Origin of the sequence: Leifsonia sp. C5G2 (genome assembly GCF_013359685.1) — a bacterium.
Classification (GTDB): Bacteria; Actinomycetota; Actinomycetes; order Actinomycetales; family Microbacteriaceae; genus Leifsonia.
In genome coordinates, this window is record NZ_JABFMV010000023.1 from 18,643 (window position 1) to 29,276 (window position 10,634).

The 10,634-nt window shown below is 72.2% G+C and carries 9 protein-coding genes; 5 read left to right on the top strand and 4 right to left on the bottom strand.

What is annotated here, in order from left to right:
* Positions 1-8: 8 nt before the first annotated feature.
* Positions 9-770 (top strand): alpha/beta fold hydrolase, encoded by a 762-nt coding sequence (locus tag HNO83_RS19365; RefSeq protein ID WP_175339170.1) that lies wholly within the window; start codon positions 9-11, stop codon positions 768-770.
* 80 nt (positions 771-850) lie between these two features.
* Here the strand turns inward: HNO83_RS19365 and HNO83_RS19370 are convergent, their stop codons facing one another.
* Together HNO83_RS19370 and HNO83_RS19375 are read right to left on the bottom strand one after the other, a co-directional pair.
* Complete coding sequence (locus HNO83_RS19370) at positions 851-1,333, bottom strand: SRPBCC family protein (RefSeq protein ID WP_175339171.1); 483 nt, start codon at positions 1,331-1,333, stop codon at positions 851-853.
* Entirely contained in the window at positions 1,330-1,692 is a 363-nt protein-coding gene (locus HNO83_RS19375; protein ID WP_175339172.1) for an ArsR/SmtB family transcription factor, read from the bottom strand. Before HNO83_RS19375 ends, HNO83_RS19370 begins: the two co-directional genes overlap by 4 nt.
* 267 nt (positions 1,693-1,959) lie before the next feature.
* Between HNO83_RS19375 and HNO83_RS19380 the strand changes: the two genes are divergently transcribed.
* From HNO83_RS19380 to HNO83_RS19395, 4 genes are all read left to right on the top strand, one after another.
* Positions 1,960-2,964 carry an ROK family protein gene (locus HNO83_RS19380; RefSeq protein ID WP_249776876.1) on the top strand — a complete coding sequence of 335 codons (1,005 nt, stop codon included), beginning with the start codon at positions 1,960-1,962 and terminating at the stop codon, positions 2,962-2,964.
* Complete coding sequence (locus HNO83_RS19385; RefSeq protein ID WP_175339173.1) at positions 2,957-3,541, top strand: D-sedoheptulose-7-phosphate isomerase; 585 nt, start codon at positions 2,957-2,959, stop codon at positions 3,539-3,541. Before HNO83_RS19380 ends, HNO83_RS19385 begins: the two co-directional genes overlap by 8 nt.
* A gap of 113 nt (positions 3,542-3,654) precedes the next feature.
* Entirely contained in the window at positions 3,655-6,267 is a 2,613-nt protein-coding gene (locus tag HNO83_RS19390) for an alpha-mannosidase (protein WP_349627323.1), read from the top strand.
* Positions 6,264-8,117 carry a YyaL domain-containing protein gene (locus HNO83_RS19395; RefSeq protein ID WP_175339175.1) on the top strand — a complete coding sequence of 618 codons (1,854 nt, stop codon included), beginning with the start codon at positions 6,264-6,266 and terminating at the stop codon, positions 8,115-8,117. Before HNO83_RS19390 ends, HNO83_RS19395 begins: the two co-directional genes overlap by 4 nt.
* Positions 8,118-8,203: 86 nt before the next feature.
* Here the strand turns inward: HNO83_RS19395 and HNO83_RS19400 are convergent, their stop codons facing one another.
* Both HNO83_RS19400 and HNO83_RS19405 read right to left on the bottom strand, forming a co-directional pair.
* Positions 8,204-9,775, bottom strand: coding sequence for a transporter (locus HNO83_RS19400; protein WP_175339176.1), 1,572 nt, complete (start codon positions 9,773-9,775; stop codon positions 8,204-8,206).
* Positions 9,757-10,530, bottom strand: coding sequence for an ABC transporter ATP-binding protein (locus tag HNO83_RS19405; RefSeq protein ID WP_175339177.1), 774 nt, complete (start codon positions 10,528-10,530; stop codon positions 9,757-9,759). The genes HNO83_RS19400 and HNO83_RS19405 overlap by 19 nt, the downstream gene beginning before the upstream one ends.
* Positions 10,531-10,634 lie beyond the last annotated feature (104 nt).

Here is a 10,634-nt window from a genome sequence, read left to right on the forward strand (position 1 = left end):
CTTCGGGCGTGGACCGCATCCCGCTGCATCGCGAATGGCACGGCGACCCGGACTCTCCGCGCCCGCCGCTGCTGCTCATCCACGGCGGCGGCTCGACCATCCAGAGCAACTGGGGGATGCTGCTGCCGCGCGTCGCGCCCACCCGGTCGGTGCTCGCGGTCGAGCTGCAGGGGCACGGACGTACGATCCCCGGCGATCGCCCGGCGAGCTTCGAGGGGTCGGCGGACGACGTCGCCGCCGTCCTGGCCGAGCTGCGGCTCGGGCCGGTGGACGTGCTCGGCTTCAGCAACGGCGGTCAGGTCGCGCTGCAGCTCGCGGCGCGGCATCCGTCGGCGGTGCGCAGGCTCATCGCCGCGTCGGCCCCCGTGCGTCGGTCGGGCATGATCGACGGCTTCTGGGAGGGCCTGGAAGCAGGGACGTTCGACGACCTGCCCGAGCCGTACCGGGCCGCCGACCTCGCGGTCAGCCGCGACCCCGAGCACGCCAGGCGGATGTTCGAGCTCGACCGGGAGCTGATGCTCGGCTTCCAGGACTTCCCCGACGAGCTGCTGGCGTCCGTCCACGCGCCGACCCTCGTCGTCGGAGCCGACCACGACGTCGTCAGCCCGGAGCACTTCGTGGAGCTGGCCGCCCTGCTGCCCGGCGCCCGCCTCCTCATCGTCCCCGGCTCGCACGGCGACTACCTCGGCGAACTCCTGGCCGCCGCCGGCGACCCCGCCCCGCTCACGCGCACCCTCCCCCATCTCCTCGCCTTCCTCGACGCCCCCTGACCCCCACCGTCGAGTCCGCGAAGACTGCACGGTCGCCCGGCGTGTCGCGTGCAGTCTTGGTGTACTCGACGGTGGGTGGGTCAGGGCGCGAGGAGGGCGTCTACTTGGGTGAGGGCTTGGATCATGCCCTCCTCCTGGCCCATGGTGAGGAGCTCTTCCATCTGGGCGGTGCTGGCGAACTGGGAGAGGATGGTCATGCGGGTGCGGCCGTTGCGCTCCTCGAAGGTCGTCGTCATGCGGCCGGGCTCGCCGGGCGCGGGGGCGCCGCCCTCCTCGGCGAAGCCGTCGTCGACGACGATGCGGTCGGTCGGCTCGATCTCGACGATCCGCCACCAGCCCCACGCCTTCCCGCCCTCGGGCAGGGTCATGTAGTAGGTCGCGCGTCCACCCGGCTCGAACTCGAACACCTCGAACGTCGCCGGATACCCCGGCGGGCCCCACCAGCGCTCGAGCTGTCGCGGGTCCGACCACAGCTGCCAGATCCGCTCGCGCGGCGCGTCGTACTCGGTGACGATCGTGAGCGTCAGCGCGTCCGTGTCCTTGGTCGACTCGATGAAGGTCATCGGCCCGTCCTTTCGTCGGTGTCGTTCGTCTCTGCGGTGAGGATGCCGTCGATCGCGAGGTCGCGGTGCCGCCAGATCTCCTCGAAGCGGTCGAGCAGTTGCGCCGCCCGCCGGATCGTCTCCGGGTCGCCGCTGACCACGCGTTCGCGTCCGCGGGCGGCCTTCCGCACGAGGCCGGCCCGCTCGAGCACGGCCACGTGCTTCTGCACGGCGGCGAAGCTCATCTCGTAGCGCCCGGCGAGCTCGCTCACCGAGTGCTCTCCACGCAGCGACCGCGCGACGATGTCCCGCCGCGTCGCATCCGCCAGCGCGTGGAAGATGCGATCCACCTCGGCATCCGAAAGCTCACCTACAACCATACGGTTGTACATTACCCGCCGACCCCTCCCTCCACAACCCCCTCCACTCCTTCCGCTGAGGTGCTCGCAGTTGCGCGCGACACGCCGTGGACGGGCGCAACGACGAGCACCTCAGTGATCGGGATGGGGTTGCGCGAGGGGGAGGCGCGCCGCGCCCGAAGGGCCTTGCCGTGTTGACCCGCCTGCCCCGCTCGCCCTAGTATCTGTGGGAACGATCCCACACGATCCACCAGCGCAGGCGCGGTCGTGCATCCCCGGAAGGACATGATGGCAAACGGCCCCCGCGCCGTCCTCTCGCTCGACATCGGCGGCACCAAGCTCGCCGTCGGTGTGGTCACAGAGGATGGACGAACCCACGCACTCACCGTCGAACCCACGCGCCGGGAAGAGGGTCCGGGTGTAATCGTTCCCAGACTGTTCGAGATGGGACACCGGGCGATCGCCGAGTCCGGACTCCGCGTCGAGGCCGTCGGCATCTCCTGCGGCGGACCGCTGGATGCCACGACCGGCGTGCTGACCGGCCCGCTGCACCTCCCGGGCTGGGTCGACCTGCCCATCGTCGAGCTGGCCGAGCGCGAGTTCGGAATCCCCGCGGTGCTCGAGAACGACGCCACCGCCGGCGCCCTCGGCGAGTTCCGTTACGGCGCGGCGCGCGACGCCGACACCATGGTCTACCTGACGATCTCGACCGGGATCGGCGGCGGCGCCGTCATCGGCGGGCGGCTGCACCGCGGCGCGGCCGGCAACGGCGGCGAGTTCGGGCACGTCATGGTCCGCACCGGCGGCCGCCCCTGCCTCTGCGGCCGCCGCGGCTGCCTCGAGGGGTACGCATCCGGCACCTCCATCGCCCTGCGCGCCCGCGAGGCCGTCGCCGAGCGTGGGCAGGACTCTGCCCTCGCGCAGCTGCCGACCGTCCGTGCGGAGGACGTGGTCGCCGCCGCCGCGGAGGGCGACCCGCTCGCCACCGAGCTCTGGGAGGAGACGGTCGACGTCCTCTCCACCGCCCTGACCGACCTGGTCAACGTCTTCGAGCCCGACCTCGTCGTGCTCGGCGGCGGCGTCACCCGGTCGGGCGACGCCCTTGTCGTCCCGGTGCGGGAGCGCGTGGCCGCCTCCGCGATGCCGCCCGCGGCCGCCGCATCCACCGTCGTGCTCGCCGAGCTCGGCGACGTCGTGTGCGTCGTCGGCGCCGGTGCGGTCGCGTTCGACCGCCTCGACCAGCTTGCGGGCGCCGGTGCCGGCCTCGCCCCGAAGGGAGACAACCGTGGCTGAGTGGATGCGCGAGCAGCTGCAGGCGCACATCGAGGTCGCCGAGCAGGGCGAGAAGCTGCTGCCGGCGCTGCGCGAGGTCGGGAAGGTGCTGTGCGACGCGTTCGAGCAGCGCGGCATCCTGTACACCTTCGGCAACGGCGGCAGCGCGGCCGACGCCCAGCACTTCACCGGCGAGATCATCGGGCACTACAAGCGCGACCGCCGGCCGCTCGGCGCGGTGACGCTGAGCACCGACCCGACCACGATGACCTGCATCGCCAACGACTACTCCTATGACGACGTCTTCTCGCGGCAGGTCCTCGGCCTCGCCCGCCCCGGCGATGTGGTCGCGGCCTTCACGACGAGCGGCCGGAGTGCGAACATCGTCTCAGCGCTCGAAGCGGCGAAGTCGGCCGGTGCGACGACGGTGCTGTTCGGCGGGGGCGACGGCGGCCCGGCGAAGCAGTTCGCCGACTACGCGCTGCTGAGCCCGTCCACGACCACCCCGAGGATCCAGGAATTCCACACGTTCATGCTCCACGTGCTCTCCGAGATCGTGGACGCGTGGGCCGCCCACGACGAGGAGTACGCACTGTGACCGACCCTGAGACCCGTCCAGCCGAGAGCTCCGGAGTTTCTCTCGTCGACACGCCGCGGACAGGTGGAGAAACTCCGGAGAAGACGGCGACGGACGCGGCGCAGCACGAGAGGGTGAGCGCCGCCGTCGACGCAGCGGGGTCCGCGGGGTCCGCGCCGGTCGCCAACGCACCGGCGGGGACGCAGCCCCGCGACCTCCCGCAGGCGCCGCGCCCGACCGCGACGCCCGACCGCACCCTCCACATGATCGGCAACGCCCACCTCGACCCGGTGTGGCTGTGGCCGTGGCAGGAGGGCTACCAGGAGGCCCGTGCGACCTTCTGGTCCGCCATCCACCGCATGGAGGAGTACCCCGACTTCGTCTTCACCTGCGACCAGATCGTGCTGCTCAGCTGGGTGGAGGAGTCCGACCCCGAGCTGTTCGAGCAGATCAAGCGCCGCGTCGCCGAGGGCCGCTGGGTGAACGTCGGCGGCTGGTGGGTCGAACCCGACAACAACATGCCGATGGGCGAGAGCTTCGTGCGCCAGGGCCTCTACGGCCAGCGGTACCTGCAGTCGCGTTTCGGCATCCCGTCGACCGTCGGCATGAATGTCGACCCGTTCGGCCACAACGCGATGCTGCCGCAGATCCTGCGCGGTCAGGGCATGGACTCGTACACGTTCCTGCGCCCGGGACCGCACGAGTCCGACCTCGCCCCGAGCCTGTTCTGGTGGGAGGCCCCCGACGGCTCCCGCTTGCTGGCGTACCGCATCCCGTTCGAGTACTGCAGCCCGCCCGGCTCGGTCGACGGCCAGACCGAGAAGGCGCTCGCGTCGCTCGACCGCACGGTCGGCTTCGGCGAGAACGCCACGGCGATGGTGTTCTACGGCGTGGGCAACCACGGCGGCGGCCCGACCATCGCGAACATCGAGTCCATCCACCGCTACGACCGGATGGGCTCCTTCGGAAGGATGACGATGTCCTCACCGCGCACGTACTTCGACGAGGTGCTCGGCCGGGGCGAGGCGTTCCTCGACGCCCTGCCGGTGCGCCGCGACGATCTGCAGCACCACGCGCCGGGATGCTACTCCGCCCACTCCGGCATCAAGGCCTGGCAGCGCCGCGCCCAGTTCGCCGTGCTGAACGCCGAGCGCTGGGCGGCCGTCGTCGCCGCGTCGGACGGCGTCGAGTACCCGCGCGAGCAGCTGGAGACGGCGTGGAAGCAGGTGCTGTTCAACCAGTTCCACGACATCCTGCCCGGCTCGGCGATCGAGCCGTCGTACGACGACGCCCGCGACCAGCTCGGCGAGGCCGTGTCGATCTCCAAGCGCATCGTCACCCGGGCGCACAACATCCTCGCCCGGCAGGTGCAGGTCGACCGCGAGGACGGCACGCAGCCCGTGCTCGTCTTCAACCCGCACCCCTGGCCGGTGTCGGTGGATGTCGACTTCCAGTACGGCGCCCAGCGCGGCGGCGTGCACGTGGTCGACGAGAACGGGGATCCCGTCGTCTTCCAGAACTCCCAGTCGACCGCGACCACCGACGACGTCTCGCGCGGGGCCGTCGTGTTCCGTGCCGAGGTCCCGGCACTGGGGTACCGGCTCTACCGTCTGCGCCCCGGTTCGGGTCCGGGCGCGGGCGGTGGACTCACCGTCACGCAGGACACGCTCGAGAACGAGCACGTCCGCATCCGCATCGACCAGCAGACCGGCTGGATCTCCTCCTACCTGGTCAAGGCGACCGGCGTGGATGTGATGGCCGGCGTCGACGGCACGCAGCACACCCAGATCAACGACGATCCGACCGACACCTGGGGCCACCGCGTGATCTCGTACGCCTGGCCGGGCGCGACGATGGAGCTGAAGCGCATCGTCGTCCGCGAGACCGGGCCGCTGCGCTCGCGCGTGCGCGTCGAGCGGGCGTGGGGCTCCTCCACGCTGGTGGAGGAGCTCATCCTCGACCACGACTCGCCCGTGCTGCGGGTGAACGTGACCCTCGACTGGCGCGAGCAGGCGCACCTGCTGAAGCTGCGCTTCCCGACCGTGCTGCAGGACCCGACGGCGACCTACGAGATCCCCTTCGGGCACCTGGAGCGCCCGGTCGACGGCGCGGAGGAGCCGGCCCAGTCGTGGGTCGACCTCACCGGGACCGTCGACGGCGCCGCCGCGGGCCTCACCGTCATCACGACGAACAAGCACGCCTACGACGTGTCGCCGGGCTCGCAGGATGGGGGCGAGGAGCCGAGCATCGGCGTGACCGCGGTCCGCAGCCCCGTCTACTCGTGGCACGACCCGCGGCTGCTCGACCCGGAGGGCATCTACTCCTTCCAGGATCAGGGCGTGCAGCGGTTCAGCTACGAGCTGGTCCCGCACGCCGGCGACTGGCGCACGGCCGACCCGGTCCGCCGGGCGCTCGTACTCGGCAACCCGGTGCGGGCGATGCAGGAGTCGTTCCACGACGGCGACCTCCCGCCCGTCCACTCGTTCGCGGGCGACGGCGGCGGGTCCGTCATGGTGACGGCGCTGAAGGGCACCGAGGATGCGACGGACGCGCCGGGCGGCGCCGACGTCGTCGTGCGTGCGGTCGAGACCCGCGGAGAGGCCGGGCGCTCGCGCATCGAGCTCCCCCTGCTCGGACGGACGATCGAGCAGGACTTCGGACCGTCGCAGCTGCGCACCTTCGTGGTCCCCGCCGACCCGGCGGAGCCCGTGCGCGAGGTCGACCTGATCGAGCGCCCGCTGCCGTGAACGCCCGGCCCCAGGTGCGGGTGAGCGTCGTCGGCGCCGCGGCGGAGTCGGTCGAGGTGCGGGAGGAGTGGACCGACGCCGACCCGGGGTGGCGGCTCAGCATCCACGTCACGTGCACCGGGGACGCTGCGGTGCACGGGTCTGTCGTCGTCGAGGCTCCCGTGCGCGGGGCGGACGACCCGTGGTGGCTGATCCCTGGCGCCTTCTACGGCGAGAACCGGCCGGCCGAGAACACCCGGGCCTTCCCGCGGTTCGAGATCGGCGCGAACACCGCGCAGCAGCACCAGGCGCTGGTGAGCGACGCGTGGGAGTTCCGCGCCGACCGCGCCGCGACCCCCGCGGTGTTCGCGTGGGCGGGACCGGGCCGCGGTGGTGTCGCGCTCGCCGCCGACGAGACCACCGCGCTCGGCCTCACCGGGCTGGGCCTCGCGCACGACGCCGAGTGGGGCGACGCGACGGTGAGCCTGCGCTTCCCGTACCGGGAGTACCCGGTCACGTACTACGGCGACGCCGAGCCGCGGCCCGCCGACGTGGCGTCGTACCGGTTCGAACCGGGGCGGACGGTCACGCTGAGCGTGCGCGTCTTCGCCCTCGACCCGTCCCGCCACGCCTACGCCCCCGTCCTGCGCGCGCTGCACGCCGAGTCCGCGCCCGTCGCGCCGCTCGACCCGTGGGTGGATGTCGCGACCGCCGCCGACCTCACCGCGGACGGGCTCCTCACCTGGCACTACGACCCCGAACCCGGCGTGCTGCTGGAGACGGTCGGGTTCGACCGCGAGGTCAGCGGACGCGACGGCAAGTCGGTCGACCGGCAGGCGATGCACGTCGGCTGGGTCAGCGGCATCCCGTGGGCGTACGCGCTGCTCGCGCACGGGCTGCGCACCTCCCGGCGGGAGGAGGTGGATGCGGCGAGGCGCGTCATCGACTTCGTCACCGCATCCCTCTCGCCCTCCGGCACATTCTGGGGCGTCTGGTACCGCGACAGCGGCTGGACGCAGAGCTGGACCGAGCTGAAGCGCGGCCTCCACTCGCGCACCCTCGCCGAGGCGACGCTGTTCCTGGTGCGGGCGCAGGCGCTCACGCCGCACGACCAGTGGGAGCACGCCATCCGCTCCAACCTCGACGTCGTCGCCGGCCGGCAGCGCGCCGACGGCAACCTCGGATCCGTGCATCACGCCGAGACGGGAGAGGTGCTGTCGTGGTCGGGCGCCTCCGGCCTGACCTGGATCGCGGCGCTCGTGGAGGCGGTCGACCGGGACGCGCGCTACCTCCCGGCCGCCCTGGCCGCCGGCCGCTACTACGAGCAGTTCGTCGACCGCGAGTTCATCCACGGTGCCCCCGAGGACGTCGACCTCGCGCCGACCTCCGAAGACGGTTACGCCGCCGTCATGGCGTACGTCGCGCTGCACCGCGCGACCGGGGACGCGCACTGGCTCGACGTGGCCCGCCGTGCCGCCGACTGGATGCTGACCTTCCGCTACAGCTACGACGTCGCCTTCCCCGAGCACACGCTGCTGGGGGCGTACGGGTTCCGGACGCGCGGCGCCGACAACGCGTCCCCGTCGAACCAGCACCTGCACGCCTACGGCCTCGTCTGCACGGCCGAACTGCGCGAGCTGTCCGCCGCCCTCGGCGACCCGCACTACGCCGACCTGGCCGACGAGACGCTCGCCTGCTTCCGCCAGTTCATCGCGCGCGAGGACGGCGACTTCAACGCCTACCGCGGCATGGTGAGCGAACGGTACTACCAGACTGCCTGCTTCCAGCCGAAGGGGATGCTGCTGACGCTCTCGCACGCTTGGAGCGTCGGCGTGACCCTGCTCGCCTGCGAGCAGACGCTCGCCCCCTGACCCGAGTTGCGACATCTCGTCACCACTCGTCGCGGATAACCGCAATGAGTCACCACTCGGCGTGTCGCGGCCCATGGATGCGGCGGTCAGCCGTCCTTGCGCAGCTGCTGCAGCAGCTCGGGGGCGCGGGCGTCGAGCAGGCGGCCGCCGAGGCGCACGCCGACGACGAGCAGCACGATGCCGAGCACCACGCCCGCGGCCAGGCCCAGCCAGCCCCACACGGCCTCGCGGGTGACCAGGGACACCACGAGCAGCACGATCTCCGGCAGGCACAGCACGGCGATGACGCCCCAGGCGGCGAACGTCGGCCCGATCAGGGAGATGTTCGCGCCCGGCCGCGAGCGGAACGGGTTGTCGCCGGGCTCCGGCACCGGGAAGACGAAGCGCGCCGAGGTCACCGAGCACACGGCCGCGCCGCTGAGCAGCATCCCGAGCGCGAGCCCGAGGAGGCCGGGGGCGGGCAGCCAGTCGCCCTCGACCGCGGCGGCGCCGAGGGAGAGGATGGTCACGGCGGGCACCCCGAAGGTGAGCATCGCCGCCGCGCGCCCCCAGCGGTCGGCGCGACCCGGCACCGCCTTCGACACGTGCAGCGCGAACGCGGTGGAGTCGTACGAGACGTCGGCGATCATCCCGATGCCCAGCGCGAACGCCACGACGGGGCCTGCGGCGAACAGGTAGCCGTTCGAGTGGTTGATGCTCGAGTAGAACAGCATGACTGCGGGCAACAGCGGGATGACGAGCAGCTGGCGCAGGTAGCGCGGATCCCGGAACCAGTAGGTCAGGCAGCGGGCGGCGATCGCGCCGGCCTGCGTCCCGGGCAGGATGCCGAACAGTCCCGACTTGCCCGGTGCGCGCACGCGCGCGGACGCCCGCGTCGGCGTCACGAGCGAACGCTCGAGCCCCCACCGCCACACGAACCACAGCACGACGAACGTCGCCACGGCGATGAGCAGGCGCAGCAGCGCGCCGAGCGGGTCGCCTGCGGCCACGGCTCCCGGCACGGCCCACACCGCGCCGAGAGGCGACCAGCCGAGACCCGCGGCGACCGAGGGGAGGGCGTCCGCCGACGAGCGCAGCCCGCTCGTGATGCCGATGATGATCGGGCCGGCCAGGATGAGGGGGATCAGCACGAGCAGACCGCTCGCCTCGCGGAACCGGCGTCCCGACGCGAGCCCGCTCGCGATCGACGTGACGGCCCGCGACACGACGATGCACGTCGCCGCGCCGAGCACACCGGTCACCAGCGCGACGACCGCGACACCGGGCGATCGCAGCCAGGGCAGGGCAGTCCCGAGCGAGGCGATGGTCGTCGCGGCGCCGGCGACGCCGACCGCGCCGCTCAGCAGCATCCCGATCATCAGCGGGCGCAGCGCGATCGGGTAGACGGCGAGGTGCCCGGGGTCGAGCGTCTGCTCCACACCGGAGAGCAGCAGCGGGAGCACGGCCCAGCCGAGAACCGCGGCCGACCCTGCCAGCACCACGGCGGTCGTGGCGACCTCGGCGGGGGCGAACGACAGGCCGACGAGTGCACCGAGCACCACGATGAGGCCCACCGCGCCGTACAGCGCGCCGATGATGACGGCGACCAGCTGGCTGGTGCTGCGGCGGAACGAGTTGCGGAGGACGAGCAGTCGCAGCCTTACGAGTGTCGCAACCACTCCGGCCCCTCCCCGACGCGGCGGCCGCCGACCAGCTCGACGAAGCGGTCTTCGAGCGTGGAGCCCGCACGCACATCGTCGACCGACCCGGCCGCGACCACGCGTCCGGCGGTGATGACGGCGACGTGGTCGCACATCCGCTCCACCAGGTCCATCACGTGCGACGACACGACGACAGTGCCGCCGCCGTCGACATAGGTGCGCAGGATGTCGCGGATGTTCGCCGCCGAGACCGGGTCGACCGACTCGAACGGCTCGTCCAGCACCAGCACCCGGGGTGCGTGCACCATGGCGGCTGCGAGAGCGATCTTCTTCGTCATGCCGGCGGAGTAGTCGACCACCAGTGTGCCGCCGGCGGACTGCAGGTCGAGCAGCTGGAGCAGGTCGGCCGTGCGCTGCTGCGCTGTCGGCCGGTCCATCCCGCTCAGGAGGCCCGCGTACTCCACCAGCTGCTGCCCGGTGAGACGGTCGAACAGCCGCACGCCGTCGGACAGCACGCCCACCATGGCCTTCGCGACCAGCGGCTGCCGCCACATGTCGACGCCGTGGATGAGCACCTCGCCAGCGTCCGGACGCAGCAGGCCCGTCGCCATGCTCAGCGTCGTGGTCTTACCTGCGCCGTTCGGGCCGACCAGCCCGTAGAAGCTCCCGGACGGGACATCGAGATCGATCCCGTCCACTGCGATCTTCTCGCCGAACCGCTTGTGCAGCCCGCGGATCCTGATCGCGAGGCCGTCGTCCTCCGCCACGCGCACCCCCTCACGTCGTCGTCTGTCCGCCCAGCCTACCCATGCACCCCCCACCGTCGAGTCCGCGAAGACTGCACGCGACACGCCGGTGCGGGCGTGCAGTCTTCGCG